We start from the raw sequence: 15,038 nt of genomic DNA, 5'->3' as shown, positions 1-15,038 counted from the left end.
CCCGGGCTTATGCGCCGGGTTTTTTCTCTTCCTCTCAGGCCCGCCACCGCGATTGCGCCAATGACCACAACCTTAACGTTCTCTTTCACCCATTGCCCGCTTGTTCCCTTTGCCCATGATTATGCGCACGGCGATAGCGAGCCCTGGCATCAGCACGATTGTGCCCAGCTGCTGCATATTCTGAGTGGTGTTGTCCGGGTAGATACGCAGGAAGGATGCTGGGTTGTACCGCCGGGGCGCGGCGTCTGGCTGCCTGCTGGCACGCCTCACGCGCTACGTATGACCGGGCACGTGGCCGCCCGCACGCTGTTTATCGATCCGCTGGCCCGCGCGTTTCTGCCCGCGACCTGCCAGATTGTGCAGATCTCGCCGCTGCTGCGGGAGCTTATCGTTGCTTCGCTAAATCTTGCGGAAAAGTATGCGCCGGGCAGCCGCGAAGAAAGGATCTATGAGTTAATCCTCGATGAGATCCGCGGTATGCAGGTGTTGCCTTTTGGCCTACCGGAACCGCAGGACGCTGCACTGCGCGCGCTGTGTCAGCAGATGCGGGAAAGCCCTGCCGACGCGTGGGACAGCCGTCGGGCGGCAAGGGTGGCCAATATGAGTGAGCGCACCCTTAACCGTCATTTTCAGCAGCAGACGGCATTGACCTGGAGTGAGTGGGTCCGGCGCGCCCGATTAATGGAAGCACTGGTGCGACTGGCTCAGGGGCAATCGGTACTCAGAGTGGCACTCGACCTCGGGTACGGTAGCCACAGTGCGTTCACCGCCATGTTTCGCCGGGTGATGGGCACCTCACCCAGCGAGTATTTTTATAGCGATTAGGACCGCGCGCCGACGGCGTTAAGCAGCGCCTGAAGTGACGCCCGTGAAACATCGCTGTCGATGCCGACGCCCCAATGGCTGCTGCCATCTGCTGACAGACAGCGAATATAGGCCACCGATCGGCTGTCGCTGCGTTCTCCCAGCGTGTGCTCGTGATAATCCTTAATTACCAGCGTCTGCTTGTGCAAACGCATCAGGCCATTGACCGCTGCCGAAAGCAGGCCATTGCCGCTGCCCTGCAGGCGCCAGCTCTCCCCATTAATCAGCAGCGTCGCCTGCAATAACAGCTCGCCGTTGTGCTGACTCTCGCTCTTATAATCTTTCAGCTGCAGGGCAGGTTGTGTAGTCAGGCCGTAGCGGGAGCGGAACAGCTGCCACAGCGCGTTGTGAGTCATTTCCCGACCGTGAGCATCGGTTTCGCGCTGCACGTGCTGGCTGAAATCCTGCTGTAACGCCCGCGGTAACGTCAGACCGTGATTCTGCTCGATAAGCCACGCGCTGCCGCTTTTCCCCGACTGGCTATTTACGCGGATAACCGCCTCATAGCTACAGCCGATATCCTGCGGATCGACTGGCAGATAGGGCATTTCCCAGTGTTCGTCGGGCTTACGTGCATCAAAGCCTTTCTTGATAGCATCCTGATGCGAGCCGGAGAAGGCGGTGTAAGCCAGGCTTCCGGCCCACGGATGACGCGGATGAACCGGCAGCTGATTACAGCTCTCTACTACCTCAACGACCTGCTTCATCTCGCTGAAATCCAGTCCCGGAGAAACGCCCTGGCTATAAAGGTTCATCGCCAGCGTCACCAGACAAACATTGCCCGTGCGCTCGCCGTTACCAAACAGGCAGCCTTCCACGCGATCGGCCCCGGCCATTACCGCCAGCTCGGCGCTTGCGACGCCGGTTCCGCGATCGTTATGCGGATGCACGCTGATACAAACCTCATCGCGACGCGAGAAGTGGCGGCAGAAGTATTCAATCTGATCGGCATACACGTTGGGGGTGTTCACTTCTACCGTCGCGGGCAGATTGATGATCATCGGCCGGCTGGCGCAGGGGTCCCAAACGGCCGACACGGCTTCACAAATTTCCAGCGCGAACTCAGGCTCGGTAAAGCAGAATGTTTCCGGCGAATACTCATATTGCCAAAGGGTGTCCGGCTGGGCTTCGCACTGCTGACGAATAAGCCGCGTGGAGCGCGTCGCCAGCTCCACTATTTGCGCTTTTTCCATGCCAAACACCAGGCGGCGAAACAGTGGGGCAGTGGCGTTATAGAGGTGGACCGTCGCCCGGTGGGCCCCACGCAGTGACTCAAAGGTGCGCAGGATAAGATCTTCACGCGCCTGGGTTAATACCTGGATTGTGACGTCTTGCGGAATGTGTTTCTCCTCAATCAGCTGGCGGACAAAATTGAAGTCTGTTTGCGATGCAGACGGAAACGCCACTTCAATTTCTTTAAAGCCGCAGCGCAGCAGTAAATCCCAGAACTGCAGCTTGCGTTCGGCGTCCATCGGCTCGGCGAGGGCCTGATTCCCGTCGCGCAAATCTGTTGATAACCAGCGTGGAGCATGAGTCAGCGTGTTGTCCGGCCAGCGGCGGTCCGGCAAAGATAAAACGGGCCAGGGGCGATATTTTTCTGCAGGGTTGTTCAGCATGGGATTCTCCTCTTGTCGTGGTTTTATCCTGACGGAAGAGCAGGGCGCGGCGCTTTAGCGGACGTGACAGAATCTTGCGAGAAATGGACAAAAAAAGACCCTCTGTAAAAGAGGGTCCTGTTATTCACACTACGTTAGTGCGCACCACCGCCGCCACCACCCGCGCCAAACGGCGGTCTGGCGAGCCAGATGAGCCCCAGGAGTACGATGAAGATCCCCGCCGACATCCAGAAGATTTCGTTCGCGGAAATGATCAGTCCCTGGTTGGTGATTTGCTGTGCCAGCCAGCCGGAGGCCTGCTGCTCCGACATCCCTAAATCCTGAAGCTGGCCGTACATCTGCTGCGCATTCGGGTTAAAAGGGTTCACCGACTCGGTCAGCTGAGCGTGGTGTAGCGCTTCACGGTTGCTCCACATGGTGGTCGTTATCGACGTACCGATAGAACCCGCCAGCGTACGGGTAAAGTTCGACAGGCTCGATGCCGCCGCCATCCGCTCTGGCCCAAGGCCGGAAAGGGTGATGGTGGTCAGTGGCATAAAGAAGCACGCCACCGCGAAGCCCTGTATAAACTGCGGCCACGCTGATGCGCCAAAGTCCATTCCCGGTTCGAAGGTATACGCACGCCAGTAGAAGCACACCGCATACATAATAAAGCTGAAGGTCACCAGCCGTCGCATATCTATCTTATGCGCAAAGCGGCCGATAATCGGCGACAGAATCACGGGCAATATCCCCACCGGCGCCGATGCCAGACCCGCCCAGGTGGCCGTGTAGCCATATACCTCCTGCAGCAACTGCGGCAGCAAAACGATCGCACCGAAGTAGAGCATATAGGCCAGGCTGATACATAAACAGCCGATGGTAAAGTTTCGCGACTTGAAGAGCGAGAGATCGACTATCGGGTTATCGTCCGTTAGCTCCCAGACAATCAAGAAGCTTATCGCCACCACCGCGACGATGGTCAGGACAATGACTTCGGTAGAGTTAAACCAGTCGAGCTCTTTCCCGCGGTCGAGCATGACCTGCAGACTGCCAATCCCGACCACCAGAAGCGCCAGTCCGATGGCATCAATGCGCCGATGTTCGGTTCGGGTTTCGCGTCCGCGCAGGCTTTGCAGAGTTAACAGCACCACCACTGCACCAATCGGCACGTTGATGAAGAAGATCCAACCCCAGTGATAGTTGTCACTGATATAGCCGCCGAGGATTGGGCCGCAAATCGGCGCGACGATAACCGTCATTGACCACAATGCCAGCGCCACGGCGCGTTTTGCTGGCGGGTAGTTGTTTAACAGCAGACTCTGCGAAAGCGGGATAAGCGGACCGGCAACAATACCCTGAATGACGCGGAAGAAAATCAGCATCGTCAGGCTGCTCGACACGCCGCACGCCCAGGAGGCGATGACGAAGGCGATAGTGGACCAGGTAAACAGCTTTACCTCGCCCACACGTTTTGCCAGCCAGCCGGTAATCGGAATGGAAATGGCGTTCGCCACCCCGAACGACGTAATAACCCACGTCCCCTGGCTCAGTGATGAGCCAAGGTTACCGGCAATGGTGGGGATCGCCACGTTAGCAATCGTCGAGTCCAGCACCTGCATGAACGTCGCCAGAGACAGCGCAATGGTCATAATGACCAACTGCGCGCCTTCCAGCGGTTTTTGCTGTTGCATTACGTTCACCCCGGAATTAGTTGGCGTTGGCCTGCACGATGGTGTTAATCAGCTTATTCACAGGATCAAGGCTAATTTCACGTGCATTACTTTCATAAGCAGGCGTGTGACGCGTCTGATTCGCCAGCATTTCACCGTCGCGGTTGGAGGTATCCACCTTCACCAGCGTAGACAATCCGATACGCAGCGGATGCTGAGCCAGCTGTTTTTCATCCAGCTCTACGCGAACCGGCAGACGCTGAACCACTTTGATCCAGTTCCCGGTGGCGTTCTGCGCCGGAAGCAGGGAGAAGGCGCTGCCGGTCCCCATATCCAGACCCACCACTTTCCCGGTGTACTTCACGTCGTCGCCGTAGATATCGCTGATAACGGTCACCGGCTGGCCGATACGCATATGCGCCAGCTGGGTTTCTTTAAAGTTAGCATCGATCCACAGATTGGTTGCCGGAACCACCGCCATCAGCGGGGTGGTTGGGCTGATCTGTGCCCCTGGCTGAACCGCACGGCGAGAGACGTAGCCGGTCATCGGGCTAACGATTTTGGTACGTTCCAGCGCAAGCCACGCGTTACGTACTTCGGTCGCTGCCTGTTTCACCGCTGGCTGGTCTTCCAGTTTGGTGCCCAGAATCATGGCCTGGTTGGCATTAAACTGCTGAATAGTTACATTCAGTTGAGCCTGTGCACTGGCCACGGCATCACGGGCGTGCTGCAGCTCTTCGCGACCTATCAGGTTCGCGGTGCCCAGCGGAATACGACGGTTAAGGTCGGTCTGTACCTGCGCCAGTGCCGTTTTTTTGACGTCGATGCTGGCCTGCAATTGCTTGCTGTTGATCATCATCTGGCGGGTCTGACGCACGCTGGAGGCAAGCCCCGTCTGTGCGCGTTCAAACGCCTGCTGCGCATCGGTCTGGTCGAGGGTGACCAGCACATCGCCTTTTTGCACGAAGTCGGTGTTATCAGCCCAGACTTTCGTCACGCTGCCCGACACCTGTGCCATGATTTGAACCTGGTTCCCTGCCACGTATGCATCATCGGTATCTTCATAATGACGCAGTACTAAAAACCAATAAATCCCATATGCCACGGCAATAACAATAAAGAGCAAGGTCAGCAGAAGAAGGGCACCTTTACGTTTACCTTTCTTGGTGGCCGGTTGCTGCGGGGTTTGAGTCTCCGCATTCGCGCTCATGTTTTTCTCCACGATCTTATTATTTCACATCGGCTGAGCCGACCTTTTGTCAGAAAGGCCAGCAGATTTCGCTGCTGGCCTGTCGGTTTTATTTTTGAAATCAGGAAACTGAGCGATTCACTCGCTTAGCGAAGCCCTTCCTGGGCCACGCCATCCTCGTCCATCTGGTCGAGACGGGTCAGGAGTTTTCGGGTGATTTGCTCGAGGCTCTCTTTTTCGGTGACGCTTAAAGAAGACCAGAGCTGGTGCAGGCAGTTGTGCTGCGGCGGTAACACTTCGCGCAGGAACTGATGCCCTTTCTCGGTGAGTTGCAGATGCAGGCAGCGACGGTCATTGTCGCTTTCACGGCGTTCAATCCAGCCGCGTTTTTCCAGTTCATCGGCAATACGGGTGGCGTTCGTACGTGAAGAACCCAGTGCGCAGCTCAGTTCGGACGGCTGAATACTGTGGTTTTCCTGAGACTCCAGCGTGATTAGCGCCATAAATAACGTCTCGTTGATCCCCTGAGCTTTCAGCATTTTATTGCGGTTTTCCAGCAACTTCCCTTGCATGTGCATGCACAGGCGAGTCAGAAGGATTTCCTGATACGGAAAATCTTCATAGCGGCTGGCGCGAAATTTTAGCATTTGTTCAATGGGCGTAAACGAACTATCCATTTGGGCATAACCTCATTAATTACAGCCGATATAGTAACGACGGTGACAAATAATGTAAATGAATTAATCTGACGAATTCATACGATGGAACAAATAAATAAAAAATTGAGACCGGCGGCAAAGGTATACGCCGCCAGCGTCCGGGAGGGTTCAGTGCGTGGATGAATTATTTACCCTTGAAACAGTTGCCCGGCTAATCAGGTAGATAACCTTAACAGACCAGGGGATGTGCTTAAACCCCAAAGCGGGAATAAGGCCCTGAATATAGAGACTTTTCAGACAACGGCTTCTTGTCGGTGAAAACCTCGCCACCATACCAGCAAGTTCAGTGCGGCCATTGTCACACCTGCCACGCAAACGCCCGCCCAGCCCCAGTGCTGCCACGCCGACGCTGAAATGAGTGACCCGGCAGCCCCACCGATGAAGTAGCTGGTCATATAGCCTGCGGTAAGACGGTTACGTGCTTCTGGCTGCACGCGGTAGATAACGGTCTGGTTAGTGATGTGCACGCCCTGCACGGTGAGGTCCAGCACCAGAATGCCGACAATCAACGCCAGCACCGAGGCGTGTCCAAACCAGATAGCCAGCCAGGAGAGCAGAAGCAGCACCAGCCCGGTAGTGGTGGTGAGATGCGATTTACCTTTATCCGCCAGACCACCTGCCGGGCGAGCGCCCAACGCTCCGGCTGCACCCGCCAGGCCAAACAGGCCAATCACCCCTTCCGAAAAGTGGAACGGTGCGCCCGCCAGCAGAAATGCCATCGAGGTCCAGAGAATGCTGAAGTTAGCGAAGGTCAGACAGCCGAGCAGCGCGCGGGTGCGCAGGAGTTTATCGTGCTTAAACAGGCTGAATACGGAACGCAGCAGCTGCGGGTAATTCAGATGCGTTTCCGTTTTCACCTTCGGCAAGCCGCGCCACAGGGCGAACGCCATCAGCACCATTAATACCGACGCCACCCAGTATACGGTGCGCCAGCCGCCGAGACTGGCCAGCAGCCCGGCGACGGTTCGCGCCAGCAAAATGCCGAGCAGCAACCCGCTCATAATGGTGCCGACCACTTTCCCGCGCTTATCCGGACTGGCGAGCGTCGCGGCCAGCGGGACCAGAATTTGCGCCACCACCGAAAACAGGCCGGTCAGGGCGGTACCGAGGATCATCATTGTCAGCGAATGACTGGATGCGGTAATGAGCATTCCGCCCGCCGCCAGTAACGTCATGGAGACGATTAAGGTCCGGCGCTCAAACATATCGCCCAGCGGCACCAGGAACAGCAGTCCGGCGGCGTAGCCCAGCTGCGCGGCGGTGACGATAAAACCAGCTTGTCCTGCGCTCAGAGAAAAGGCGCGGGCAATGGTGTCCAGCAGCGGTTGGGCGTAGTAATTACTGGCGACGGCGAGACCGGTCGCGACGGACATCAGCGCAATCAGCGCCGGGCTAAGCCCATGAGAATTTTTAGTCATTGTTCTTTAGGTGATTATTTTGCAGGTAAGCAATGATAACTAAAAAGTGCGGGAAGAAGGGAAATGAAGGATGTCGGATAGTGCGGTGGGCGGGAATCCAGGCCCGGCAAGCTGAGCGCCGCCGGGCCTGGAGAGTACTTATTTCTGCGCAGCCATCGCTTCTTTCACCCAGCCGTCAAACTGCTGCTGGTGGGCTGAAATCCAACCGTCTACGTGACCCTGGATATCGGCTTCTGAGGCATGACCTTCGTGCATCATCGCGTTTTCGGCGTTGATATCAGAGATAGGCAGTTTCATCAGCGCGAACAGTTTCGCCGCCGCCGGGTTTTTCTCAGCCCAGGCTTTGTTGGCCACGATATGCATAGTGTTCACCGGGAAACCATAGTTGGCGCCGTTAGGCAGTTTGGTGTCGATATCTTTCTGCTCGCCCGGCATCGCGGAGAACGGCACCTGCAGCCACACCACGTCTTTGCCCGGTTTCAGCACATCGCTCACCCAGTACGGCGTCCAGGTGTAATACAGCACCGGTTTGCCTTCTTTAAAGCGCGTAATCGTATCGGCCATCATGGCCGCGTAGTTACCCTGGTTATGCACCACGGTATTGCTCAGGCCGTACGCGTCAATCTGATGATTAATTACCGCTTCACAACCCCAGCCCGGCGTACAGCCGGTCAGGTCTGCTTTACCGTCGCCGTTGGTATCGAAGATTTTGGCAAGTTTCGGATCTTTCAGCTGATCGATTTTGGTGATGTGGTACTTCTCAGCGGTTTTCTTATCCATCAGATAACCCTGCGCGGCACCGGTCACGTACACGCCTTCACGATAAAACTTCTTATCGCCACCGGCTGCGGCATACATATCGTCATGCAGCGGTTTCCAGTTCACGGCGGTAAAGGTCGCATCGCCAGAGGCAATCGAGGTATAGCCGACGTTGTAATCCACTTCGCTCGGTTTGCTGACGGTATAACCCAGTTTCTCCAGCGCACGGCTAACCAGCAGGGTCTGGAAGGTCTCTTCGGAAATGGTGCTTTGTACCGGCTGAACGGTAATGCCTTTGCCTGGCAGGTCAGCGGCAAACGCGCTACCGGAGACAAGGGTGGCAAACGCAGTGGCAAAAATTACGCTATTTCGCATTGTTGTTCCTTTATAAGTATCAGGGAGTGGACCCGGCAGGCAGGGCTGCCGGGAAATGCAGAATTACTTAATGAAGAAGCGAGTCACCAGGCCGACAGGGCCCGTGGTGTACCAGCGACGGTTGCCGCGGCTACGGGAATCACGGCCAGCAGCCTGAGTCAGACGGTCGAGAATAATCGCGAGGATAACGATCCCCACACCGCCGACGGTCGCCAGACCCATATCGAGTCGGCCGATACCGCGCAGAACCATTTGTCCCAGACCGCCTACGGCAATCATCGAGGCGATAACCACCATCGACAGCGCCAGCATCAGCGTCTGGTTCACTCCGGCCATAATGGTCGGCATCGCCAGCGGCAGCTGCACTTTGAACAGCATCTGGCGCGGGCTGGCTCCGAACGAGCGTGATGCTTCGATAAGATCGGCTGGCACCTGGTTAATCCCGAGGATAGTCAGACGCACAATCGGCGGCAGGGCAAAGATGATGGTCACCACCACGCCCGGTACGTTACCGATACCGAACAGCATCACAATAGGCACCAGGTATACGAACGCCGGAGTGGTCTGCATCGCATCGAGCAGCGGCCGGATTATTTTCGATGCCCGCGGACTGCGCGCCAGCCAGATACCGAGCGGCAGGCCGATGATGATGCAGAACAACAGGGCGGTCAGCACCAGTGCGAGGGTCACCATCGCCTGAGACCACGCGCCAATTGCACCAATCAAAATCAGTGAAATTAGTGAGGCGATACCTATCCCGGCACCGCCAATCTGCCAGGCGATCAGAGCAAAAACTGCAATCGCCACCGGCGCAGGCATACCCAGCAACAGCTGCTGGAAGCCACCCAGAATGTAATCCACCGGGATACGAATGCCCTGGAACACGGGACGGAAATGCACCACTATCCAGTCAATCCCGCTGGTTACCCAGCTATCGAGTGGGATCAGCGTTTTGTGGAACGGGTCCAGAATATTGAAGTGTTCTGCTTTAGGTGCAGGTGCGCTATGCAGCCAGTCTGCGCCGCCGCCGTTTGCCGGTGGAGTAGAAGCAGGCGCGCCCCAGGCGTCGGCAGATTGCGCAGCGCCTGATTGTGCGGCGCTGTCGGCCGCCGGTGTGGTTGCCCACGGATTCGATTGATCAGCCATTGTTTGTTCCCTCGCGATCTAAAGCCTGTAGCAGCATGCTCTTGGAGATGATGCCCACGTACTGTTGTTCTTCATCGATGACCGGTACCGCGCACGGTGCCTGACCAACGTGAGAGAGCAACTCGCTAAGCGCGGTCTGAGCGTCAAGAGGCAGTGGCGCATCCAGCAGCGCAGCGTCTATACCCAGGCCCTCGGCCAGCGCGGCCTTCAGAGAATCAATGGAAACAATACCGACAAATTTATTACCGCGTTCAACGACATAGCCATATTCGCGGTCTTCATCTTGCAACAGCTTAATCGCAGAGCGTGGGCCAAAGCCCGGCGCTTTACGCAGCAGCCCTTTTGGGTTACGACGCGCAATGTCTTTGGCGCTAAACACCTGGCTGATATCCACGCCACGGAAGAAGGTGCGCACATAGTCATTGGCCGGATTATTCAGAATTTCATCCGGCGTACCGACCTGTACCACTCGGCCGTTTTGCATAATGGCAATACGGTCGCCGATACGCATGGCTTCGTCGAGATCGTGGGAAATAAAGACAACGGTACGCTGCTGGCGGGCCTGCAATTTCACCAGTTCGTCCTGCATTTCGGTACGAATTAAAGGGTCGAGCGCGGAGAACGCTTCATCCATTAATAAGATGTCAGGGTTAATGGCTAATGCACGGGCGAGGCCAACGCGCTGGCGCATACCACCGGATAATTCATCCGGATAACCGTGAGCATAATTTTCGAGGCCAACCTGGCGAAGTGCGTCCAGCGCTTTTTCCTGGCGCTCTTGCGGTGGAACGCCCGCTAATTCCATGCCGAAGGCCGTATTTTCCAGGACGTTCATATGCGGCATCAGCGCAAATGACTGGAAGACCATTGCAATTTTTTTTCTGCGCACCTCGCGGAGCTCTGCGTCGGATATTTTCGCAATATCAATACCGTCGATGAGAACCTGACCGCGGGTGGGTTCAATCAGGCGATTGAGAAGGCGTACCATGGTGGATTTACCGGAGCCGGACAACCCCATGATGACAAAAATCTCGCCTTCTTCAATGGCCAGACTGGCGTCCATAACGCCAAGTGATAACCCGGTCTTTTCAAGAATTTGTTCTTTCGTAAGACCTTTTTCAATATATTTGAATGCGCGTTGCGGATGCTCGCCAAATATTTTATAAAGATTTTTAACTTCTAATTTAATTGCCATGCAATAAACTGATTCCTGTTATTTAATTATGTCGATATGCTACCTGATGAAAATAATTGACCGGATCTACCCTAACATACTCAGATTCTGAGACAACCCTCAATGTCCTGGTGATGCGGGCATTTTCGGCGGCAACAGGCGCTATGCCCCCATGATATAAGGGCTGAGCGGAAACGATTTTTTACTGATGTTTTTTGTCAGTTACTGAAAATTTTGCCTAAATCTGAATGATTAAAACAGTTCGCAAGGTTAAAATAGCGAAAGGGCTGAAAGGGATATTTGGCGGAAAAATGTTGGCATAGATGAAAATATCCGCGTGGGAAATGTGGACATATTTACCCCCGCGAATCAACGTCAGAAATTCCAGTCTTCGTCCTCGGTTTCGACGGCTTTGCCCATCACATAGGAAGAGCCAGAACCGGAGAAGAAGTCATGGTTTTCGTCGGCGTTCGGCGACAGCGCGGCGAGGATAGCCGGGTTCACGTCTGCCATTTCCGCGGGGAACAGCGCTTCATAGCCGAGGTTCATCAGCGCCTTGTTGGCGTTGTAGCAAAGGAACGCTTTTACATCGTCTTCCCAACCGGTGCCAGCGTACAACGCGTCGGTATAGGCGAGTTCGTTGTCGTACAAATCCAACAGCAGTTCAAGGGCGAAATCTTTCAGCGCCTGCTGCTCTTCGGCGCTGAGTTTTTCCAGGCCTTTCTGGAATTTATATCCGATGTAATATCCGTGAACCGCTTCGTCTCGAATAATCAAACGAATAAGATCTGCGGTATTCGTTAGCTTGCCTCGGCTTGAGAAATACATCGGCAGCCAGAAGCCGGAATAGAACAGGAAGGATTCCAGAAATACGCTGGCAATTTTTTTCTTCAGCGGCGCATCGGCGGCGTAGTATTCCAGCATCAGCTGTGCTTTGCGCTGCAGTGGCGCGTTTTCTTCGCTCCAGGCGTAGGCCGCGTCCACGTCTTTGGTCTGGCACAGCGTGGAGAAAATCGAGCTGTACGAGCGGGCATGGACGGCTTCCATAAAGCTGATGTTCGACATCACCGCTTCTTCGTGCGGCGTCAGCGCATCCGGCATCAGCGACGGCGCACCAACGGTATTCTGAATGGTGTCGAGCAGCGTCAGTCCGGTGAATACGCGGATGGTCAGTTGCTGCTCGGCGTGACTCAGCGACTGCCACGCCGGAATGTCGTTCGACAGCGGCACTTTTTCCGGCAGCCAGAAGTTGCTGGTCAAACGGTTCCAGACCTCCAGGTCCTTATCGTCCTCAATCTTGTTCCAGTTAACGGCGCTGACGCGTAATAAACGGTTCATCCTTTTCTCCTTACAGCGCGCACGACACGCAGCCTTCAATTTCAGTGCCTTCCAGCGCGAGCTGGCGCAGGCGAATGTAGTACAGCGTCTTGATGCCTTTCTTCCAGGCGTAAATCTGCGCTTTATTGATGTCGCGCGTGGTGGCGGTATCGGGGAAGAACAGCGTCAGCGACAGTCCCTGGTCAACGTGTTTCGTCGCTTCGGCGTAGGTATCGATGATTTTCTCCGGCCCGATTTCGTAGGCGTCCTGATACAGCGCCAGGTTGTCGTTGGTCATAAAGGGCGCGGGATAGTAAACGCGGCCGGTTTTGCCTTCCTTGCGTATTTCAATTTTGGACACGATCGGGTGAATGCTCGACGTCGCGTGATTGATATAGGAAATCGACCCGGTCGGCGGCACCGCCTGTAGATTCTGGTTATAAATCCCATGCTGCATCACGTCTTCACGCAGCTGTTGCCACATCTCACGCGTGGGCAGGGTGATGCCCGCCTTTGCAAACAGCGCGCGGATTTTCTCGGTTTTCGGCTGCCAGTCATTCTCAAGATACTGGCGGAAATACGCTCCGCTGGCGTAGCGCGAATCGGCAAACCCGGCAAAACGCTGGTTGCGCTCACGCGCCAGTTTCATCGAGGTGTGCAGCGCGTGCCACGTCACGGTGTAAAAATAGAGGTTGGTGAAATCCAGTCCTTCCGGGCTGCCGTAGGCAATGCCTTCCCGCGCCAGATAACCGTGCAGGTTCATCTGCCCGAGACCAATGGCGTGCGAGGCGGCATTTCCGGCTTCGACTGACGGCACCGAGCGAATGTGGCTCATGTCCGACACCGCCGTCAGGCCACGGATGGCCGTTTCCACCGTCAGGCCGAAGTCTGCAGAATCCATCGCCAGCGCGATATTCAGCGAGCCTAAGTTGCAGGAGATATCATGCCCGGTATGGGCGAAATCCAGATTTTCATCGAAGGTCGAGGCGCTGTTAACCTGCAAGATTTCAGAGCACAGGTTGCTCATATTGATGCGCCCGGCAATCGGGTTGGCGCGGTTCACGGTGTCTTCGTACATGATGTATGGATAGCCGGATTCGAACTGAATTTCGGCCAGCGTCTGGAAGAAATCACGGGCGTTAATGTACGTTTTACGCACCTGGTCGTTGGCTAGCAGTTCGTCGTACATCTCGCTAATGGCGACATCCCCGAACGGTTTGCCGTACAGGCGCTCCACGTCATACGGCGAAAACAGCGCCATCTGCGCGTTTTCTTTCGCTAACTGGAAGGTCACATCCGGGATCACCACGCCGAGAGACAGCGTTTTGATGCGGATTTTTTCGTCGGCATTCTCGCGTTTGGTATCCAGAAAACGCAGGATATCCGGGTGATGCGCATGCAGGTAAACCGCGCCAGCGCCCTGACGTGCGCCAAGCTGATTGGCGTAAGAGAACGCATCTTCCAGCATCTTCATCACCGGAATCACGCCGGAAGACTGATTTTCAATGCGCTTAATCGGCGCCCCGGATTCACGCAGGTTGGAGAGCAAAAACGCCACGCCACCGCCGCGTTTGGAGAGCTGCAATGCCGAATTCACCGCACGACCAATCGACTCCATATTGTCTTCAATACGCAGCAGGAAACAGGACACCAGTTCACCGCGCTGCTGTTTGCCGCCGTTGAGGAACGTCGGGGTAGCGGGCTGAAAACGTCCGGAAAGCATTTCATCGACGAGCTGACGGGCAAGGGCTTCATCGCCTTGTGCAAGACTCAGCGCAACCATCACCACCCGGTCCTCAAAGTGTTCGAGAAACTGTTTCCCGTCGAAGGATTTTAAGGTGTAGCTGGTGTAATACTTCCACGCGCCAAGGAACGTTTTGAAGCGAAAACCGCTGGCGTGCGCGTGGGCGAAAAGGTCCACTACAAAGGCGCGATCGAAGCGGGCGAGCGTGCGGTCATCGTAATACCCTTCAGCAACCAGCCAGTCGAGCCGCGCGTCCTGATTGGCAAAGGTGCGGGTTTGCGGTCTGACGTGGCTTTCCATGAAAGCGCTCACCGCCTCGGCATCTTTTTCAAACTGAATGCGGCCCGCTTTGTCGTACAGGTTCAGCATCGCGTTCAGCGCATGGTAGTCCGGGGTGCTGTGGGTCACACGTTCTGCGGTTGTCGTTGCCAAAATTCGCTCACTCCTTTTCGCACATTATCGATATCGCGCGGGGTACCCATCAGCTCAAAACGGTAGAGATAAGGCACGTCACATTTCTGCGCAATCACGTCTCCGGCGCGGGCGTAGGCCTCGCCAAAGTTTCGGTTTCCCGAAGCAATCACGCCGCGGATCAGCGCGCGATTGTGCGGGTCATTTAAAAAACGGATAACCGGGCGAGGCACTGCGCCCGCTGTACCGCCACCGCCGTAGCTTGGCACCACCAGAATGTACGGCTCGTCTACCTGAATGCGCTCCCGTTCGTTAAGCGGAATGCGCGCCGCGGGCAGTCCTAAACGCTCAATAAAGCGCAGCGTGTTTTCGGAACTGCTGGAGAAGTAGACGAGGGTGCTCATGCGCGAGCCGCGGTCGCCTCAGGGCGCAGGCGGTTGATCATGTCCGGGCGGAAGCCTGACCAGCTTTCCTCCCCGGCGAAAACCACCGGCAGAGAGCGGAATCCTTGCTCGCGCAGGGTGTCAACGGCGACAGGATCGTGGTCGATGTTCACCATCTCAAACTCAAAGCCCCGGGATTCCATCGCTCGTTTGGTAGCGTGGCATTGAACGCAGTCGTTTCGAGTGTAAATAGTAATGAGCATGATTCGTA

Annotated in this window: 13 protein-coding genes; 1 reads left to right on the top strand and 12 read right to left on the bottom strand. The window is 55.8% G+C overall.

The window, feature by feature from the left end; all coding sequences use genetic code 11:
- Positions 1 to 60: 60 nt before the first annotated feature.
- Positions 61 to 825, top strand: a complete 765-nt coding sequence (locus tag MUU47_RS02350) for an AraC family transcriptional regulator (protein ID WP_258986511.1) — start codon at positions 61 to 63, stop codon at positions 823 to 825.
- Here MUU47_RS02350 and leuA read toward each other — a convergent pair.
- The 12 genes from leuA to nrdH form a co-directional block, all read right to left on the bottom strand.
- Complete coding sequence (leuA, locus tag MUU47_RS02345) at positions 822 to 2,480, bottom strand: 2-isopropylmalate synthase (RefSeq protein ID WP_258986510.1); 1,659 nt, start codon at positions 2,478 to 2,480, stop codon at positions 822 to 824. The two genes, MUU47_RS02350 and leuA, sit on opposite strands and share 4 nt — an antisense overlap.
- A 134-nt stretch (positions 2,481 to 2,614) precedes the next feature.
- Entirely contained in the window at positions 2,615 to 4,153 is a 1,539-nt protein-coding gene (emrB, locus tag MUU47_RS02340; RefSeq protein WP_258986509.1) for a multidrug efflux MFS transporter permease subunit EmrB, read from the bottom strand.
- Positions 4,154 to 4,169: 16 nt separating this feature from the next.
- Positions 4,170 to 5,342, bottom strand: coding sequence for a multidrug efflux MFS transporter periplasmic adaptor subunit EmrA (emrA, locus tag MUU47_RS02335; protein WP_258986505.1), 1,173 nt, complete (start codon positions 5,340 to 5,342; stop codon positions 4,170 to 4,172).
- 125 nt (positions 5,343 to 5,467) lie between these two features.
- The gene (gene mprA / locus MUU47_RS02330) at positions 5,468 to 5,998 is read right to left on the bottom strand and encodes a transcriptional repressor MprA (protein ID WP_258986502.1); all 531 of its coding nucleotides are present in this window, start codon (positions 5,996 to 5,998) and stop codon (positions 5,468 to 5,470) included.
- Between the two features lie 275 nt (positions 5,999 to 6,273).
- Entirely contained in the window at positions 6,274 to 7,458 is a 1,185-nt protein-coding gene (locus tag MUU47_RS02325; protein ID WP_258986500.1) for an MFS transporter, read from the bottom strand.
- A gap of 138 nt (positions 7,459 to 7,596) precedes the next feature.
- The gene (proX, locus tag MUU47_RS02320; RefSeq protein ID WP_258986499.1) at positions 7,597 to 8,592 is read right to left on the bottom strand and encodes a glycine betaine/L-proline ABC transporter substrate-binding protein ProX; all 996 of its coding nucleotides are present in this window, start codon (positions 8,590 to 8,592) and stop codon (positions 7,597 to 7,599) included.
- Positions 8,593 to 8,655: 63 nt separating this feature from the next.
- A complete protein-coding gene (proW, locus tag MUU47_RS02315) occupies positions 8,656 to 9,738 on the bottom strand; it encodes a glycine betaine/L-proline ABC transporter permease ProW (protein ID WP_258986497.1) in 1,083 nt (360 codons plus the stop codon).
- Complete coding sequence (gene proV / locus MUU47_RS02310) at positions 9,731 to 10,933, bottom strand: glycine betaine/L-proline ABC transporter ATP-binding protein ProV (RefSeq protein WP_258986493.1); 1,203 nt, start codon at positions 10,931 to 10,933, stop codon at positions 9,731 to 9,733. Before proV ends, proW begins: the two co-directional genes overlap by 8 nt.
- Before the next feature lie 354 nt (positions 10,934 to 11,287).
- Positions 11,288 to 12,250, bottom strand: coding sequence for a class 1b ribonucleoside-diphosphate reductase subunit beta (gene nrdF, locus MUU47_RS02305; RefSeq protein ID WP_258986492.1), 963 nt, complete (start codon positions 12,248 to 12,250; stop codon positions 11,288 to 11,290).
- Positions 12,251 to 12,260: 10 nt separating this feature from the next.
- The gene (gene nrdE / locus MUU47_RS02300; protein ID WP_258986491.1) at positions 12,261 to 14,405 is read right to left on the bottom strand and encodes a class 1b ribonucleoside-diphosphate reductase subunit alpha; all 2,145 of its coding nucleotides are present in this window, start codon (positions 14,403 to 14,405) and stop codon (positions 12,261 to 12,263) included.
- Positions 14,378 to 14,788: a class Ib ribonucleoside-diphosphate reductase assembly flavoprotein NrdI gene (gene nrdI / locus MUU47_RS02295; protein ID WP_258986489.1), complete on the bottom strand. Its 411-nt coding sequence runs from the start codon at positions 14,786 to 14,788 to the stop codon at positions 14,378 to 14,380. The genes nrdE and nrdI overlap by 28 nt, the downstream gene beginning before the upstream one ends.
- Positions 14,785 to 15,030, bottom strand: coding sequence for a glutaredoxin-like protein NrdH (gene nrdH, locus MUU47_RS02290; protein ID WP_258986487.1), 246 nt, complete (start codon positions 15,028 to 15,030; stop codon positions 14,785 to 14,787). The genes nrdI and nrdH overlap by 4 nt, the downstream gene beginning before the upstream one ends.
- Positions 15,031 to 15,038: the final 8 nt, after the last annotated feature.

It is taken from the genome of Scandinavium hiltneri (assembly GCF_024764835.1).
GTDB lineage: Bacteria > Pseudomonadota > Gammaproteobacteria > Enterobacterales > Enterobacteriaceae > Scandinavium > Scandinavium hiltneri.
The sequence above is the reverse complement of the archived record's forward strand: the minus strand, read 5'-3'. Positions and strand labels throughout refer to the sequence as shown.

What these genes read in the sequence shown, in the direction of transcription:
- MUU47_RS02350 (WP_258986511.1), top strand. Translation starts at nt 61, where the DNA reads ATGACCACAACCTTAACGTTCTCTTTCACCCATTGCCCGCTTGTTCCC.
- leuA (WP_258986510.1), bottom strand. Translation starts at nt 2,480, where the DNA reads ATGCTGAACAACCCTGCAGAAAAATATCGCCCCTGGCCCGTTTTATCT.
- emrB (WP_258986509.1), bottom strand. Translation starts at nt 4,153, where the DNA reads ATGCAACAGCAAAAACCGCTGGAAGGCGCGCAGTTGGTCATTATGACC.
- emrA (WP_258986505.1), bottom strand. Translation starts at nt 5,342, where the DNA reads ATGAGCGCGAATGCGGAGACTCAAACCCCGCAGCAACCGGCCACCAAG.
- mprA (WP_258986502.1), bottom strand. Translation starts at nt 5,998, where the DNA reads ATGGATAGTTCGTTTACGCCCATTGAACAAATGCTAAAATTTCGCGCC.
- MUU47_RS02325 (WP_258986500.1), bottom strand. Translation starts at nt 7,458, where the DNA reads ATGACTAAAAATTCTCATGGGCTTAGCCCGGCGCTGATTGCGCTGATG.
- proX (WP_258986499.1), bottom strand. Translation starts at nt 8,592, where the DNA reads ATGCGAAATAGCGTAATTTTTGCCACTGCGTTTGCCACCCTTGTCTCC.
- proW (WP_258986497.1), bottom strand. Translation starts at nt 9,738, where the DNA reads ATGGCTGATCAATCGAATCCGTGGGCAACCACACCGGCGGCCGACAGC.
- proV (WP_258986493.1), bottom strand. Translation starts at nt 10,933, where the DNA reads ATGGCAATTAAATTAGAAGTTAAAAATCTTTATAAAATATTTGGCGAG.
- nrdF (WP_258986492.1), bottom strand. Translation starts at nt 12,250, where the DNA reads ATGAACCGTTTATTACGCGTCAGCGCCGTTAACTGGAACAAGATTGAG.
- nrdI (WP_258986489.1), bottom strand. Translation starts at nt 14,788, where the DNA reads ATGAGCACCCTCGTCTACTTCTCCAGCAGTTCCGAAAACACGCTGCGC.
- nrdH (WP_258986487.1), bottom strand. Translation starts at nt 15,030, where the DNA reads ATGCTCATTACTATTTACACTCGAAACGACTGCGTTCAATGCCACGCT.